Below are 15,504 nucleotides of genomic sequence, written 5' to 3' on the forward strand. Positions count from 1 at the left end.
AATTACCGAAACATCTGTAATATGCGCTTGACGCCGGAACCGCCATCAGGGCTGTTAACACCTGCTTGGTTAGGTCGGAGTGACAGTGATTCTTGTGCGCGGGTGGTGAGTTGCCCGAGGTCGTCGTCCTTGGTGAAGGGAACATCCCGGTCGTTGAGTACCAGCTTGGCGGTTGATTCGATCAGCTCTTTCGCGCTGCCGATTGCCAACTCGGGATCGTTCTCGACCGCTGATTGAATGCGTTTCAAGTGTGAACGAATCACAGATGCCTCGGTAAGATTTGCCAGCGCGCCTTCCGGCAGGCTGCGTGAGGGGAACTCGAGGCGTCCGGTTTCCATGTCGCGCTTGTATCCGTCCCGGGCTAGAGAAGACCAGAACTTCTCGACGTACTGTTCCTCGAAATCCTCGAGTATGCGTTCCATCGCCCGTAGTGCGCGGGCGACATGGTTTTCGTCGGTCCAATCCACCGACTCCATGTATGCCTGAGCAGTCTGTCGGCGAACGCTGGAGTCCTCGTAGGTCGAGTCGGGGTTCGGTGCGAAACCCTCGTCCTGGAATGCGGTGGTAATTGCCCCCACTGTGCTGTCGGTGGCAGCGTCTCGGAATCTTCCGCGTGTGCCTGGGCTGACGAGGTCCACCCGGATCATTCCGCAGCGTCCTTGGTGGGGGTGCGCCGGCGTGGCTTGCGTAGGTCGGTGCGCGCGCCGCGTCCTGGCCGGTTGCGGGCCCATTCGACGATCTCGCTGCGCTTCCACAGGGGTGTGTTGCCGATCTTCTCGACCGGTTTGGGGGCGTGGCCTCGGTTGACGTAGGAGTGGAAGGTCACCGGCTTGATCTCGTCGCCGGTTTCTTCTTTCAGTACCTCGACGCATTGCTGTGCCGTGAGGCGGTTCGGGTTCGCCATCGTTTCTGGCCTTTCGTTTCTCGGGCACGGTCATCGCGGATGTGCCGGGGTCCGGTTCCTGCAACTTTACATAGAGGGCTTGCTTTGTGGAAACGTGCGCGGGCCTGCTGGGATGTAGCCGGAGTTGCAACATAACAAATGTGAATTGTAAAGTTAGGGGCGAAAGAGCAGACCAGGGAAGGGGAATCGGATGTCGATCATCACCGCTATGGCAGCGACTGCGCTGGCGGCACTGCTCGTCTGGACGATCGGTGCTCCGATTGCCCGCCTCGGCGGCGCTCTGCTGGCGATCGCCTCGCTGCTGTGCATCATCTCCGGTGACCCGATCGCCGCCCGCACACCGCTGCTCCTGGGCGGTGTGGCGCTGTGGCTGGCCGGTCACTTCCTGACCGCCTACAAAACCCGGGTCTGGTCCTCACGGCTGGCCGAGAACTTCGTGACCCGCACGCCGCTGCGCTACCTCGATCCGGTCCGCGGCCATGAGCACCGCCATGCACGCCGCACCGCTGCGCACCGCACACCGGAGTCGAACACCCACCAGATTCAGTCCCCGATCGACCACTTCGCGCAGTGGGAGCAGGAACTGGCCGCCCACACCGCTCCCACCGTCCCGACCACATCCACTCGCCCCGTGGCCAAACGCGTCCCCGTACGTCCGGCCGGACCCTCGCGCAGCACCGTCTACGGCAAACGCGCCGCCAAAATCGCCACCAACATCGCCGTCCGCAAGGTCCCCGGTGCACGCGCCGCCCGCTCGGCCTGGCGCTTCGTGCGCTGACCGCTCCTTCTATCGGCTCCCTTCATTCGCACACACCCTCAGAAAGGTGGACCGCTCATGTCCGCACTGACCATCACCCACACCCACGCCGACGGCACCCTGATCGACGGCACCGCGCGCGGCGACGGCTCCGCCCAGATCCTCAAAGCCCAGCGCTGGCGCTGGTCCCGCAACCTCGGCTCGTGGTACCTCCCGCAGTCGCGGGACCGCCGCGCCAAGCGCACCCAGATCGACGCGACGGCCACCGCGTTGCGTACCGCAGGGTTCACCGTCGAGGTCGATATCGGCGACACCTACCGGCCCACCGCCGACGTCGAATCCGACAAGATCGCCCGCCAGGCCGATCGCGTGGACGCTCTCGATGCCAAGGCCGACCGCAAGGCCGGCACCGCCGAGGCCGCGTGGGCCGCCGACCAGGCCGCACATGATGCGCTGCCCGAGGGCGGTAAACCGATCAAGGTCGGCCACCACAGCGAGACCCGGCACCGCCGCGCGGTGGAGAAGTCCTGGAACGCGCTCAGCAAGGCCGTGGCAGCCGAACGTGAGGCCGCAACCGCGCGGGGTCGCGTCGACGCCGCAGCCAAGACCACCGATCGTCGCTACGCCCCGGTCACCGTCGCGCGCCGGATCGACAAGCTCACCGCCGAGCTGCGCCGCCTCGAACGTGACCGCGACGGATACACCCGGACCCTGCACACCAACAAGCAGACCGGCCAGAAGTACGTCGAGACCCACGAGGCTGCGAGCGGGGACTACCGCGAGCGGATACTCGCCGAGATCGAGCACACCGCCGACGAGCTCGTCTACTGGAAAGGCGTGCGCGCACACCAGATCGCCGCAGGCACCGCGACCGCCTACAGCCGCGACGTTGTGGCCGTGGGCGATGTGGTGCGGTACGTCGGGCACTTCCACCGAGTCCTCAAGGTCAATGCGAAGACGGTGACCATCGGCTCGATCGTCGGAGGTTCGTGGACAGATCGCGTCCCCTACACCGAGATCCGGGGCCTGCGAGACGGGCAAGGCCGCCCGGTACGTATCGACGACGGCGCGCGGGTGGTCGACACCGACGCCGACACCGGGCCTGACGCCGCCTGAACTGCTGCTTCCCGGGGCGCTCGGACAGTCCGAGCGCCTCGACCCTGCGACCTGGACACGATGGGAGAACACATGACCGAGACCCTCACCAACCGGCACGGCGACGAGATCGCCGTCGGGCAGCTGTGGACCGACGATCCGCGCCGCACCACCGTGCGGACACTGCGCATCGACGACCTCGTTCGCGAAGGCAACCTGGGCCCGCGCGCGGTGTGCACTGTCATCCGCTCCTACGACACCGAGACCGGGCAGGTCACTACCCCGGGGAGGGTGGTGTCGATCAAGGTCGACAGCCTGCACACCACCGCCTCGGGCCGGGGCTACCGGCTCGAAGCTGGCCACCCGCCGGCCCTCGGCATGTAGCGCCTTCGCGTACCCCGAGAAACCCCGTGACCTGCTGAGATGACACGTCCCATCGGGTCGCGGGGTGCTGGCGTCCCTGGACCGGGCCGCGGTTCGTGACAGAGGAGCGATACAGCCTGTGACCAGCACGAACGACACGTCCCGACGGGGGAGTCGGACCCGCGCACAAGGTCGAGATACGTCCCCACTGCGGCCCTAGGATGTCTGCCGATCATGATCGAGACTCGAGGAGGTGCAATGCCGCTACAGACACAGACGCCACGCGCATGGGCGAATGCCGTGCTCGCCGACGGGGCGGCCTGCATCGTCGATGTGGAAACCAGCGGACTGGATGGGTCGATCATCGAGATCGCCGTGATCGACGCCGCGACCGGCGATGTTCTGCTCGACACGCTCGTGGACTGCTCACCGGTCGAGATCGAACCCGGAGCCATCGAGGTGCACGGACTGACCGCTGCTGACCTGGTTGGTGCGCCGCGCTGGCCGGAGGTCTTCGCAACGCTCGCAGCGGTCACCGCGAGCCGTGTGGTGCTCGCCTACAACGCGAAATTCGACCTGGGCCGGGTCCTGCACGACTGTCGACGGGAGGGGATCGACCCGGCGCACCTGGCCGACCCCGACCGCTGGCAGTGCGTGATGGCCCGCCGCTGCGAGGCGCTCGGCCTCGGACCGGATGGTCGATTGCGGCTCGGTGGTGGCCATCGCGCGCTCGCCGATGTGCACGCGACTCGCGCGGTACTGCGGATGCTCGCCGATGGGCGACCCGATACCGATGGGTCTGCTGTCTTGGCGATCCGTGCCAGGGAGGGATCTTGAGAGGTGGCCGTCGACAGTCGATCACCCGGACGACGTCTCTGATAACTCGCCTGCTCATGCGAAGCTCAGCCCGTGGATGAACTGCGGATGGTGGGTAAGTGGTGGCTGTCGGAGACCCCTGAAGTGCGGGTCGGTGGGGTCCTGGAGATCGATACGAATGGACGGAGTCGTCTGGAACTGACGGATTCGCTCGCCGCCGACATGGGTGCGAAGGTGGTGCATGGCGCGGCTGATGGGCGCCATGTGACGCTGCTGGAATGCCTGCCCGCAAATGGCGGGAAAATCACCGTGGGCGAGCAGTACACAGTTGTTGAGGTCTTTCGGTCGCGGGTGGTACTCGTCGGCGTACATCTCGGGTCGGAGGACGAGCAGGCGTTCGATGGTCTTGAGGTGGAGCTTGCGAATCTCACGGCGTGGACACAGCGGACCGGCATCGATCGCAGGAGCTTTTACAAAGCGGATGAGGACGGCTCGGACAAGCTGAAGTTCCGTAGGATCACTGTGGACCCCAGTGAGCTGGATTCGGTCTCTGCTCAGTTGAAGGAGTCCGAGGAGACCGTGACGCTGGGTTGGACTCTGAATATGCCGGGAACGGCGGTAGGAGCCTGGGAGCGCGGGTTCACCGTAAAAGAACGTGCAACCGTTACCGTTCGCTCCGACGAGAAAAGAGCATGGAACGGGTTCGACGACACAGTGTCCGCAGTGCGTGATCTGGTCACGTTGGCCACCCAGGTGGGGTGCCGTGTAGGGAAGAAAACCCTCCTCATGAGGGACGATGACGCGGACTTGAGGGATTACCGCGTAGGGCTCTATTTCGATGCCGGCTCAGGTAAGGAACGCGCGGTGTCTCCCCACGACATCATCTTCACCCTGAAAGATGTGGACTGGGACACCCTCTTGCCCGCATGGGTGGCGCTGCGGAAAAAGGTGGGATTGCCGCTCGATGTGCTTTTCAGCCTGGACTACAACGAGGGCGGTTACTACGAGAACCAAATCTTCAACGCGGCGTCCGCCACCGAAGGGTTCCACGCCGCTTTGTGCCCCGAGTCAGTCGGACTCCCAACCGAGCTGCACGAGAAGGTGAAAGCCGCAATACGGGACTTGTTCCCAGAGGATAAAGACGCCCGTGCATGGATCAGACAGCGCACAGGTGACAACCGACCTGGACTGAAACAGAGGATCACGGAGATCGCGAAGATCCCGGACCAGACAGCAGTGGAGAAACTACTGACCGATGTGGATATGTGGGCAAGGTGGTTGCGAGATGCACGAAACGCTCTCGGCCACCTTAATACCGGCGAGCTAGAGGAAAGAGTTCCCGAGCAGGTCCGGTACCGGCTCGCCTATGTCACAAAGGCGTTGCTCCACTTGGTGCTCATGCAGGAGCTCGGGTTGAGCGCGGCTACACAGCAGAAGGCTGTAGAAAACAACTTCGGCTACTCGGCTCGCGCGTTCGGCGAAGGGGTCCGCGCGGCGAAGGCGTAGACGCCAGGGATGAGGGTCTGTGGTTGGGCGGGGTGCTCAATGCGTACAGCGAACTACTGAAAGTGGGCTCTGAGCTGCATAGATGACACGTCCCGCCGGGTAACCGGCGGTCAAGGCCGGGTGTGGGGAAGCGTTCCCTGCGCCCGGCATTTTGTTGTCGGTTTTCTGGTCCTCGAAAGATGCGTTGATCTGCGGTGACGGCACCCGAGTTGCACCAGGTGAGGTGGTTTCCGGGGTAGTCCGGTGCGTCTGTGCAGGTAGCAGCGGTGCGTGTACGGAAAATGGCACACTAACGGCTCGGTAGACTCCGCCTCATGGCCGCCTACATCCGCAAAGTCCGCATCGCCTCGGGAGCGACCGCGGTGCAGATCGCGGCCAAGCAGGGCCGCCGGGACAAGGTGCTCGAGCACCTCGGATCAGCCCACACCGACAGCGAACTCGCCGCCCTGCTCGAGGCGGCGCGGGAGAAATTGCTCGCCGGCCAGCAGGAACTCGACCTCGACCTCGGCACCACCAGCTCTGCACCGACGATCACCGGGAAGCGGTCCCGGTGGCTGGTCGAGGTCATTGCTGCTGCGTGGCGACGTCTCGGCTTCGATGTCATCGACAACGAGGCGTTCTTCCAGCTCGTGGCAGCCCGGCTCGTCGAACCGACCTCGGTTGCGGATGCGGGCAGAGTGCTGCGGGAGATCGGGATCGCCCCGGCCCACCGCAACACCTTCGTGCGGACCCTGAAGCGGTGCACTGGCCACGGTTACCGCGACGACATCGCACGACGCTGCTTCGAGCATGCCGCCACCGCGGGGGATCTGAACCTGCTGCTCTACGACGTCACGACCTTGTATTTCGAAGCTGAGAAGGAAGACGAGCTCCGTAAGGTCGGCTACTCCAAGGAGCGCCGGGTCGACCCGCAGATCGTCGTCGGGCTGCTCGTCGACCGCACCGGATTTCCCTTGGAAATAGGGTGTTTCGAAGGAAACCACGCCGAAACCCGCACCATCGTGCCCATCGTGCGGCAGTTCCAGGCCCGCCACAATATCGACGGGGTGGAGATGGTCATCGCCGCCGACGCCGGCATGTTGTCGGCGACGAACCTCAAGGATCTCGACGCTGCAGGACTGAAGTTCATCGTCGGATCGCGGGTGACGAAGGCACCGGCGGATCTGGCCAGTCATTTCCACTGGAACGGGGACGTGTTCACCGACGGGCAGATCATCGACACCGTCACCCCACGGCACGCCAAAACCGTGGTCAACGACCTCACCCGTCGCAGTGAGCCGGTATGGGAGCCGACCGACGCGACGGCGTGGCGGGCGATCTGGGCGTACTCGACCAAGCGTGCCGTCCGGGACAACCAGACGCTCAACGCGCAGGAAGCCCGGGCCCGGGAGGTCGTCGACGGCACCCGTGCTGCTCGAACACCGCGGTTCGTCAAGAGCACCACCAGGGGCAAATCCCTCGACACCGATGCTCTGGCCCGGGCGCGTTCCCTGATCGGCCTGAAAGGCTACGTGACGAACTTGCCTGTCTCGCTGATGAATCCACAGGAAGTCATGGCGAAGTATCACGATCTGTGGCATGTCGAGCAGTCGTTTCGGATGTCGAAGACCGACCTGCGGGCCCGCCCGATCTTCAGCCACACCCGCGATTCCATCGAGGCGCACCTGACCATCGTGTTCGCCGCCTTGGCGATCTCACGCTACCTGCAGGACGCGACCGGGATGTCCATCCGGAAGATCGTTCGGACCCTGCGTCCCTTACAGGAAGTCACCATCACCATCGCCGGCCACGAGCACACCGCCTTCGATCCGCTCACCGACGACGCCGTGCACATCCTCCACTCCCTCGGCATCGCGAATCCCCGGTCGGGGTTGGCACACTAATCTGGTGCAACTCGGGTCAAGGCCGGGTGTGGGGAAGCGTTCCCTGCGCCCGGCATTTTGTTGTCGGTTTTCTGGTCCTCGAAAGATGCGTTGATCTGCGGTGACGGCACGTCCCGGAGGGATGCGAGCGGAAGGAGTGGCGGCCAAGGGGTTGCAACAATACAAATGTTGGTTGTATAGTTACCCCTGTCCGGAACGCCCAGCGAAGGAGAAGGAAATGTCGAATACCCCTGTTGCAGAACTGGTCACCGTCACCATCACCGGAACTCCGGTGCTCACCGAGATCGCCGAAATCCTCGACTACCGAACCGACTTCTTCGGCGGCCGGGTCGCCGACGTGCGCCTGGCCGACGGCACCATCGCCCGGCACGTCGATGCTCTCGACATCGAGGTGGGCGTCGCCGCGCGCGCCGCGCGCACCGCCGCCTGATGTGCCTGCCGATCTCGAATCCACGCCCCAGTACAGGAGAATGCCCATGACTGCACCCGTCACCGCACTGCCCGCCGGGTTCGCCACCGAGGTCGACGGAGCCGCCGCGCTCATCGTCGGCGGCGTCCACAGCTTCCCGCGTCATCCGCAGCGCGGCGCGCTGGGGCAGCCGTTCGCGGGTGCGCAGAGCTCGGCGTCGGAGGTCGGGGTGATCGGCGTGCCGCTGTACGCGCTGGTTGCGGTCGAATGGGCCACCGAGGTGCGCACCATCGAGCGGGACGGCAGCACTCGCACGGTCTTCGTTACCGGCTGGCTGGGCACTCCGCAGGGGGTCACCTGGTCCTTGCGCCCGGCTGTCCATGACGTCGAGCGTGGGCTCTACCGGCTCGATGATTCTGAACGGTTCGCCGCATCGGCGTCGACGGCCGAAGTGCCTGCTGCGATCGCGGGTGTGGTGCGGTCCTGGGGGCTGGGTGCGGTTCCGGAGCGGGTGCGGGTCCACAACTTCCCGCTATGAGGCGCATAGGTGCAGGTAGAAGGTTTGCCCACCTTGAAGTTGTCAAACGACAACCACAGATATAGAATCGAGTTGTCATTCGGAAACGGAAGGTGGAGGATGGACAAGTACAAGGGGATCGACAAGGACACCCGCAAGATCCTCAAGGCGGTTGAGGAGGCAGGTTTCGTGGTTCACCGCGCCAAGAGCTGCCACCTGATGGTCTACAAGGACGACGTGCTGATCACGACGTTCTCGGCCACCGCGAGCGATCCGCGGGCGTTCCGAAACGGTCTCGCCCCGCTCAAGCGAGCGGGCTTTCAGTGGCCACCGCGTCGCTGACGATCAAGGGCCGGGGGTGCTGATATCACCCCCGGCCCGGCCTCATTGTCCACCACCGACCGCGCCGACCCCGCACCGCACCCGAGAGGAAACACCGACCGTGACCGCACAGTCCTACAACGTCATCGCCGAACTCGACACCGAGTTCGGACCGGAAAGCGCCGAGCAGCTGCTGGGCCCCATCGCGGACTACAGCGGCGCGGCCGGGCGCTCCGAACTCGGCCACGCCGAGGTTATCTTCACCGTCCCGGCCGACTCGGTACGTCAGGCCAATTCCACCGCGCTGGCGATCCTCGAGACCTACCCGTGGCCGCTGCGCTCGGTACGGGTGCTGCTCACTGCCGATTACGACCGCCTGCTCGACGGCGTGGATCTGCCGCCGTTGCTGTCGGTTCAGGAGGCTGCCGACCGGCTCGGAATCAGCCGCCAGGCCGTGCTCAAGGCGATCACCGCCCAGCGGCTGCCCGCCGTCCGTGTCGGCGGCACCTGGATCGTGCGCGAATCCTCGGTGCTCGCCCACGCCCGCCGCAGCGCGTGAGAGTCACCCTGTTGGTCGAACCTGGCCCTCTCGAGGACAATTCGCGTCCCCGGGCACGCTGTCGTGCCCGGATCACTGCTCGACCTCCACCACAGAACCGACAAGGACCGTCATGCCCACTTCAGCGCTCGTGCTACCGGGAGATCGCCAGTGCCCGGTGCTCATCCACGTCCCGCACGCCTCCCGCGTCATTCCGGCCGAGATCCGCGCCGACCTGATTCCCACCGACGTCGAGCTGGCCGCCGAACTCGATGAATCCACCGACACCGCGACCGACGAGATCGCCGCCGCCGCCCGGCGACACAGCAGCCTGCGGCCGACGACCGTGGTCAACACACTCTCGCGACTGGTGATCGACCCGGAACGGTTCACCGATGCCGGCGAGCCGGCCGATGTCTTCGGCCGGGGCGCGGTCTACACCCGCACCTGCGCCGGCCGCCCGCTGCGCACCGAACCGTATCCGCGTGCCGCCGAGCTGATCGATGCCTATTTCCGTCCCTATGCCGACACGGTCACCGCCGCCGTCGACGAGTGTCTGCACGCGTGCGGGCGTGCGGTGCTCATCGACCTGCACTCCTATCCCGCCACCGCGTCCGGTTTCGAGGACCGGAGCGCCGCGCGCCCCGCACTGTGTATCGGCACCGATCGGGTGCACACCCCGGCGTGGCTGACCGAGGCTGTCCGTGGCGCATTCACGTCCCTGCCCGAGATCGACCGGATCGGCGAGAACACCCCGTATGCGGGCAGTTACGTGCCGCTGCGTCACTACGGTCGCGACGAACGCGTGGTCTCGGTGATGATCGAGCTGCGCCGCGATGTCTACCTCACCGACCCGCGCACCCCCGATCTCGCGCGCGTCGACCGGCTCGGCCGCGCCCTGGCCACCGTGATCGACCACGCCACCGCGCAGGTGGCCGCGAATGTGTAAACCCAAGCCCGGCCCGCGCTGCACCCCACACGTGCGCGCCCGCCTCGATCAGGCCACCGCGCGCGTCGCGACGGCCCGCGCTCGGCTGGCCGAGCATCCGACGCACACGCGGGTGCAACGCCGCCTCGCCGCCGCCGAAGCCGACTACGCGCAGACCCTGGCGCTGTACGACTCCACGCCGGGCGGCCAGGACGATCTGCGAGCTGCGATCGAGGCCGCGACCGACCCGCACGACCGACACGCGCTGACCGTCCGTCTGCGGGACGCTGAAAAGCTCAGAGCCGAGCAGTCGGACGCGCTGCGCCGTGCCCGAGCAGAACACACCGATGAGGAAGGAGTCGACGATGAGCAACGAGGAACCGATGACGCAGGAGCGGCGCGAAGCGTTCTGGAGGACGTTCGGCTGGAGTCCGGACCTTCCGGAAGCCGAGCGGAAGCAGATCGAGGATCGGTGGACCGATCCGAAGATCGAGGAGGCCGAAGCCCTCGGCTTCTGATCAACGGCCAGCAGATCACCCCGGTCGCGACGCACCCCCTGTCCGGCGACGTGCGCGCGAAGCTCGAGTCCCGGGGGTTGTCTGCGCCGCCACTGCACGAGTTGGCACCGTCCGATGCTGGGGTCTATCGCGAGCAGGTGCTCGAGCTGACCCGCAAGAATCCGCACGCGGCGTCGGTGTACGTCTACGACGAGGACGAATACCGGGCCATGCGGCTGCTGGTGACCGACGACGGCAAGGCTGGTGTCGCCCTCAAAGGCGACGAGATCGTTTCGGTGTTCGCGCACAAGGACTGCGCACACCCGCGCGCGGCGCGCGCGATGCTCCGGCACGCCACCGCGCTCGGCGGGCACCGGCTGGACTGCTTCGACACCGTGCTGCCGGACCTGTACGCCGATGCCGGGTTCGTGCCTGTGGCACGACTGAGGTGGAACGACGACTACGCCCCGATGGGTGGGACTACGAGACCTTCCGCGCGTTCAACGACGGCCGCCCCGATGTGGTGTTCATGGCCTACGACCCCGATCGTGTCGATGGCAAGTACACGCCCGGGGCGGGGAAGTACGTCGAGGACTACGACGACGGCATCGCTCGCGCGCAGCAGTACCGGCCGAGTTGATCGGCGCAGCGCGCTGTGGCTCGAATCCGTCCCCGCAACCGAGTGTGTCGGTTGCGGGGGGCGGCTCATTTCCCATCCGACCTGGGCAGATGGCATGTCCCGCGGCGCATGTGCGGACCTTCGGGGAACCGGCAACGTCGCACGGTTGACACATTACAAATAACCTTTGTATTGTTAGGATGCGCCGCCCGGTGCGGCAAGGGTTCGCGGGCGAGTAGTTCGCCCACCTTCGGTCGGCGCGTGAATCCCCAGATCCGAGCAGTATTTCCGCAGATCTAACTATGCAAAACGCGTTTGTTTTGTACTCGATCGTGACGTGACCATTTCGGCAACGTCCTGACCACGGGAGCCCGACAGTGACCCTCACACCTCCGCAGTGGACCACCCCCACCGACTACCGCAGCCTGATGCGCCTGCGCCGCGCCCTGCCCGCCCCGATCCTCCACAAAGCCCTCGGCACGCTCTTCGAGGACATCGACCTGCACACCCTCGCCGTGCGCGGAACCCACCTCGCCCGCCGCGCCCCCGCCGACACCGCCGCTGCCGCAGAGCTGGCCGCCATCGCCCGCGTCCTGGCCGAGGTGGTCGCCTCGCCGAGCGCCGCCCGCGTCACAACCACCATCGCCGCGCTGCGCACCCGTATCGGCCACATCCACCGCAACGGCTTCGAGCTGCTGATGTTCGCCTACCGCGACCTGCTCGACGACCCCTGCGCTCGGCACTACGGCGCCGACGCCCAGGCAGCCGCGCCCGCACACCCCCACGACACCCACTGGAACGAGGCAGCCGCATCATGAGCATCGACTACGCAGCACTGCGGGCACAGGTTCTTCTCGCTGCCCGCGAAGGCCGCGCCACCTACCTGCCCGCCGGGGCGCGCGGAAACGCCACGGCACAGGTCTTCATCGACGGCGAATACATCGGGCAGGCAAGCACGGTCGCGCACTACGTCCGCACTGACCACGACAACCCGGCCTCGGTGTACGCGGAAACCGTTCTGCTGCCCGGCCGCGACCACCAGATCCCGGACCGCCTCAAGATCCCGAAGCACTGAGGCCGACGTCGAGGCCCTCCGGCCACCGACACCACCGAATCTCCGACGAAAGGACTTTCACCATGACCAACCCCACCGCCGCAGCGCCCGAGCCGTACCTGTCCGGCGGCGAACGCGCCGCCGCCCACGGCGCGCACTACATCGAAGAGACCGTGCGCGTGTACCTCATGCGCGACCTGGCCGGTACCGACACCTGGGTCATCGACCCGACCTGCTTCGGTGACGCGCTCGCCTCGGAGTACGACGAGCCGCAGAACTCCGAATGCCGGTGCGAGACACCCGACGAGTGCGCCGACATCGTCGACCGGATGGACAAGGTCGACCTCCCGGACGGCGAGGACCTGATGTTCATGCTCGCCGCCGCGCTCGGCTACACGCTCACCAAGACCGACTCCTGAGCGGAGCAGGCCGGGCCGCGCAGCACGGCCCGGCTGTGCGGCATGTGCTCATACGACCGAAGACAAGGACCTGCCCGATGAACTCTCCCGACCTGTTCTCCACCACGCGCACGATCGCAGATCTGGCCGCTGTGCGCGACGCTCACGCCCCAATTGCTCTGGACCCTGCCACCGACATGGCCCCGGACCACACGAGCGCCACACGGGCGCTTTCGGCGCTGTGGGCGCTGGTGCCGTACGCCGAGCGCACCGGAGCGACCCCGAACGACCTCGAGTCGGTCCTGGCCGACCTGACCGCTGATCTTCGTCACCTGGCGGACCGGCTCGGCACCGACTGGCACGAGATCACGCGCCGCGCGGATGGCTACTACGGCGACGAAACCGGTGGCACCGATCAGGGGCCGGCCCCCACCCGCCGTCCGGCTGCGCCCGAGCTGGAGGTCATCGTCGTGCGCGATCCCGACGGCCCGTCCGTGATCGAGGCGTTCCTCGACGGCGTGCCCGTCCGGCCCACCGAGTACGTCCTCGACGCCGGGGCGGGCTGGCACTGGGAGGACTGGATCGAGGCACGTGATGCGAATCTGGCGACCGCCTCGCCCGCTGCCCGTGCCGCGCTGCTGCGCCACTACGACAACCCGCCCGGTGGGCAGTACGTCGAAGACCGCGACGACGCCCCGTGGATCGATTCCGTCCCTGCGCCTGCCGCTACCGTCGACGGGGCGGCGCAGTGACCACGATGGCGTCCGGAACCCGGCGCACCGGCTCGATGCTGCGCCGCGCGTTCCCCTCGTCCGCCGATCGCTATCGAGCCCTGCTCGGCCGTCGCGCAACAGTCGCCGCAGTACCGGACTACCTGCGGATCTTCGACTCGATCGGCATCGCCACCGTGGCCGCGCGGGGGGTGCGCCTGGCGACCCGTCAGGCCCGAGGGGCCGCCGAGGAGGTGGCCACCCTCGAGATACTCGACCGTCGCACCGGTGAGATCGTCGGGCACCGGGTAGGAGCGGAGTTGTACGCGGCGGCAACAGTGCTCGGCGAGTATCTGGCCCTGCCTGCCACCGATCAGTTCGTCGCGGACATGGCCGATGTGCTCGGACGCGAGCGGCGCTACGAGCTGCGCACCGACGTCGAAATGGTGATGCTGACCTATCGGCTGCTGCTGCTCGACCCCGGCGGCGGCATAGAAAACATGCTGTGAACTGGGGAGATGGCACGTCCCGGTGAGCGTGGAGCTACCGCCGGGTCGGATGGTTCGAAAAAAGCCGTTCCCACGCCTTGACACTATGCAAACGTACTTTGTATAGTTGGGGAGTCCCCAACGGAAGGAAAGGATCATGGAGAACACCCTCGAACAGGCCCGCGCCCGCTACGCCGCAGCGATCAAGGGCGGTGACGAGGCGGAGTTCATCGCCGCGAAGTCCGCGCTGATCGCCACGACCACCGGCACCGTCCTGACCGACGAGCAGGCCGCCTACATCTAAGCGGCCCCGCGACGAACCCCACCGGCTGATATCCGGTGGGGTTCTTCCATTTCCGACCCCTGCCAGCGACAAGGCGACATGACACCGACACTGAGTCTCGACCCGATCGACTACCCCGACGGCGACCCGTACCGCGACCCCGCCGTCCATCGCGCCCGCGAGCGGTTCTGGTGGCACCAGGCCATCGCCGACGAGCTCCGACGCCTACGCGACGAGTGCGCGAACCCGACGACCGGCAGCGGTTATCCCGCCTTCAACGTCCCCGGCCTGGCCGGGAACATTCCCGGCGCACACCTGCTCGACACCGTGCGGCACTGCCGCCAGATGATCACCTGGGGCGAACTCGTCAAGGCCGAGCCGCTGTGGGACTTCGCGCCCGATCTGTGGGTGGCCCTGCGTGAGCCGCCCGCCGCCTGAAGCTCGACCGCGAACACGAAAAACCCGCCGTTACCTGCAACGATGGCACGTCCCGGCGAAAGGCCGGCGCATCGCCTCGATGTAGCCGACCGCGCCGATACCTCCGCCCTGACCTGCGTCGACGCCACGTCCCACACGGACGCACGAGGCCCGGGCGAGACCGGTCGAGGCAGGCATCCGCGATATCCCCGGTTTGAACTACACAAATCAGATATGTAAAGTAACGGGCGTTGGAAACGCGACTGACCAGCCCGAATAACCCCGCCGAATCAGGTGGAGACAAGGAGTTCATGGTGGACAAAATGGTGACAGCAGTGCGAATCGATGTAGACGGCACTGCGGCTGTGATCGAACTGGCGGGCACCGAAGAGCGGGGCGTCGGTACGGCCCTGCGCGCGGCGCTGGATTGCCGGATGTTCGATGTGGTGCGGATCGGCCCGGGTCTGGACATGTGGATCGACGAAGAGGGCCTGTTGGTGGGGGAGCCGGTGGTCAATCGCGTAGCGACCCTGATTGCGCGCGCCCACGGCTTCGTCTGGCAGCCGTATATGGGTGCGGTGGTGTTCACCTCGGTAGACGACGAAGGGGAGACGCTGAGCTTGCGTGAGGGCCAGGTGGAGGCGTTGCTGACGACGGCGCGTCTCGGTGGTGCGGTCGTGGTGGATGCGACGGTGGACGCGGCGGAGGTGGGCGCGTGATGCGTTCGGTGGTGATCGAGTGGACCGAGGTGTCGTCGCACTGGTGGTGGTGAATGTGCCTGCGGATTTCGACCTGAAGGTTGTGGGGTTGGGTGATGTGCTGGGTTCGCTCGAGGATGACGGTTTCCTGGGGGTGGTGCGGGAGGGGATCGTGGTGCGGTGTCTGGGATGCGCTTGATCCGGCGGCTGAGGGGTTGTTCGGTTGTTGATGGGGTGGGGGGCCGGGTCGTGTGTGGCGGTCCGGCCTTCTGCTGTGTCGGCGGTGGGTGAGGGTGCGGATGC

23 protein-coding genes are annotated in these 15,504 nt (G+C 66.2%); 21 read left to right on the forward strand and 2 right to left on the reverse strand.

Going from position 1 to position 15,504, the window contains the following annotated elements; genetic code table 11:
• Window positions 1-2: 2 nt before the first annotated feature.
• Together A8G15_RS06550 and A8G15_RS06555 are read right to left on the reverse strand one after the other, a co-directional pair.
• Window positions 3-647 carry a hypothetical protein gene (locus tag A8G15_RS06550; protein WP_156665279.1) on the reverse strand — a complete coding sequence of 215 codons (645 nt, stop codon included), beginning with the start codon at window positions 645-647 and terminating at the stop codon, window positions 3-5.
• A complete protein-coding gene (locus A8G15_RS06555) occupies window positions 644-904 on the reverse strand; it encodes a helix-turn-helix transcriptional regulator (RefSeq protein ID WP_064257778.1) in 261 nt (86 codons plus the stop codon). The genes A8G15_RS06550 and A8G15_RS06555 overlap by 4 nt, the downstream gene beginning before the upstream one ends.
• A 208-nt stretch (window positions 905-1,112) precedes the next feature.
• Here A8G15_RS06555 and A8G15_RS06560 point away from each other — a divergent pair, with 208 nt between their 5' ends.
• The 21 genes from A8G15_RS06560 to A8G15_RS30480 all read left to right on the forward strand — a co-directional run bounded on the left by A8G15_RS06560 (window position 1,113) and on the right by A8G15_RS30480 (window position 15,400).
• Window positions 1,113-1,682 (forward strand): hypothetical protein, encoded by a 570-nt coding sequence (locus A8G15_RS06560; RefSeq protein ID WP_231912163.1) that lies wholly within the window; start codon window positions 1,113-1,115, stop codon window positions 1,680-1,682.
• A gap of 57 nt (window positions 1,683-1,739) precedes the next feature.
• A complete protein-coding gene (locus tag A8G15_RS06565) occupies window positions 1,740-2,777 on the forward strand; it encodes a DUF3560 domain-containing protein (RefSeq protein ID WP_064257780.1) in 1,038 nt (345 codons plus the stop codon).
• A 72-nt stretch (window positions 2,778-2,849) separates the two neighbouring features.
• On the forward strand, window positions 2,850-3,140 hold the full coding sequence (locus A8G15_RS06570) for a hypothetical protein (RefSeq protein ID WP_064257781.1): 291 nt from the start codon (window positions 2,850-2,852) through the stop codon (window positions 3,138-3,140).
• 237 nt (window positions 3,141-3,377) lie between these two features.
• Window positions 3,378-3,956, forward strand: coding sequence for a 3'-5' exonuclease (locus tag A8G15_RS06575; RefSeq protein WP_064257782.1), 579 nt, complete (start codon window positions 3,378-3,380; stop codon window positions 3,954-3,956).
• Window positions 3,957-4,028: 72 nt separating this feature from the next.
• Window positions 4,029-5,441, forward strand: coding sequence for an ApeA N-terminal domain 1-containing protein (locus tag A8G15_RS06580; protein WP_068156935.1), 1,413 nt, complete (start codon window positions 4,029-4,031; stop codon window positions 5,439-5,441).
• A 314-nt stretch (window positions 5,442-5,755) separates the two neighbouring features.
• On the forward strand, window positions 5,756-7,324 hold the full coding sequence (locus A8G15_RS06585; RefSeq protein ID WP_068156938.1) for an IS1634 family transposase: 1,569 nt from the start codon (window positions 5,756-5,758) through the stop codon (window positions 7,322-7,324).
• A 217-nt stretch (window positions 7,325-7,541) separates the two neighbouring features.
• A complete protein-coding gene (locus tag A8G15_RS06590; protein ID WP_064257719.1) occupies window positions 7,542-7,754 on the forward strand; it encodes a hypothetical protein in 213 nt (70 codons plus the stop codon).
• Window positions 7,755-7,800: 46 nt separating this feature from the next.
• The gene (locus A8G15_RS06595) at window positions 7,801-8,271 is read left to right on the forward strand and encodes a hypothetical protein (protein ID WP_064257718.1); all 471 of its coding nucleotides are present in this window, start codon (window positions 7,801-7,803) and stop codon (window positions 8,269-8,271) included.
• 99 nt (window positions 8,272-8,370) lie between these two features.
• Entirely contained in the window at window positions 8,371-8,592 is a 222-nt protein-coding gene (locus tag A8G15_RS06600; RefSeq protein ID WP_064257717.1) for a hypothetical protein, read from the forward strand.
• Window positions 8,593-8,692: 100 nt separating this feature from the next.
• Window positions 8,693-9,130 carry a helix-turn-helix domain-containing protein gene (locus A8G15_RS06605; protein ID WP_064257716.1) on the forward strand — a complete coding sequence of 146 codons (438 nt, stop codon included), beginning with the start codon at window positions 8,693-8,695 and terminating at the stop codon, window positions 9,128-9,130.
• Between the two features lie 112 nt (window positions 9,131-9,242).
• A complete protein-coding gene (locus A8G15_RS06610; protein WP_064257715.1) occupies window positions 9,243-10,058 on the forward strand; it encodes an N-formylglutamate amidohydrolase in 816 nt (271 codons plus the stop codon).
• Window positions 10,051-11,337, forward strand: a complete 1,287-nt coding sequence (locus A8G15_RS31690; RefSeq protein WP_231912155.1) for a hypothetical protein — start codon at window positions 10,051-10,053, stop codon at window positions 11,335-11,337. Before A8G15_RS06610 ends, A8G15_RS31690 begins: the two co-directional genes overlap by 8 nt.
• Window positions 11,338-11,530: 193 nt before the next feature.
• The gene (locus A8G15_RS06620) at window positions 11,531-11,971 is read left to right on the forward strand and encodes a hypothetical protein (RefSeq protein ID WP_064257714.1); all 441 of its coding nucleotides are present in this window, start codon (window positions 11,531-11,533) and stop codon (window positions 11,969-11,971) included.
• Complete coding sequence (locus A8G15_RS06625) at window positions 11,968-12,228, forward strand: hypothetical protein (protein WP_064257713.1); 261 nt, start codon at window positions 11,968-11,970, stop codon at window positions 12,226-12,228. The genes A8G15_RS06620 and A8G15_RS06625 overlap by 4 nt, the downstream gene beginning before the upstream one ends.
• A 62-nt stretch (window positions 12,229-12,290) precedes the next feature.
• Entirely contained in the window at window positions 12,291-12,626 is a 336-nt protein-coding gene (locus A8G15_RS06630) for a hypothetical protein (RefSeq protein WP_068156942.1), read from the forward strand.
• Window positions 12,627-12,703: 77 nt separating this feature from the next.
• The gene (locus tag A8G15_RS31695) at window positions 12,704-13,357 is read left to right on the forward strand and encodes a hypothetical protein (protein WP_245687734.1); all 654 of its coding nucleotides are present in this window, start codon (window positions 12,704-12,706) and stop codon (window positions 13,355-13,357) included.
• A complete protein-coding gene (locus A8G15_RS06640; RefSeq protein WP_064257711.1) occupies window positions 13,354-13,824 on the forward strand; it encodes a hypothetical protein in 471 nt (156 codons plus the stop codon). Before A8G15_RS31695 ends, A8G15_RS06640 begins: the two co-directional genes overlap by 4 nt.
• Window positions 13,825-13,960: 136 nt before the next feature.
• Window positions 13,961-14,107, forward strand: a complete 147-nt coding sequence (locus A8G15_RS30475) for a hypothetical protein (RefSeq protein ID WP_156665280.1) — start codon at window positions 13,961-13,963, stop codon at window positions 14,105-14,107.
• A gap of 78 nt (window positions 14,108-14,185) precedes the next feature.
• On the forward strand, window positions 14,186-14,524 hold the full coding sequence (locus A8G15_RS06645; protein WP_064257710.1) for a hypothetical protein: 339 nt from the start codon (window positions 14,186-14,188) through the stop codon (window positions 14,522-14,524).
• 230 nt (window positions 14,525-14,754) lie between these two features.
• A complete protein-coding gene (locus A8G15_RS06650; RefSeq protein ID WP_231912153.1) occupies window positions 14,755-15,222 on the forward strand; it encodes a DUF3846 domain-containing protein in 468 nt (155 codons plus the stop codon).
• A 19-nt stretch (window positions 15,223-15,241) separates the two neighbouring features.
• The gene (locus A8G15_RS30480) at window positions 15,242-15,400 is read left to right on the forward strand and encodes a hypothetical protein (protein ID WP_156665281.1); all 159 of its coding nucleotides are present in this window, start codon (window positions 15,242-15,244) and stop codon (window positions 15,398-15,400) included.
• The last annotated feature ends 104 nt before the right edge of the window (window positions 15,401-15,504 follow it).

It is taken from the genome of Rhodococcus phenolicus (assembly GCF_001646785.1).
GTDB lineage: Bacteria > Actinomycetota > Actinomycetes > Mycobacteriales > Mycobacteriaceae > Rhodococcus > Rhodococcus phenolicus.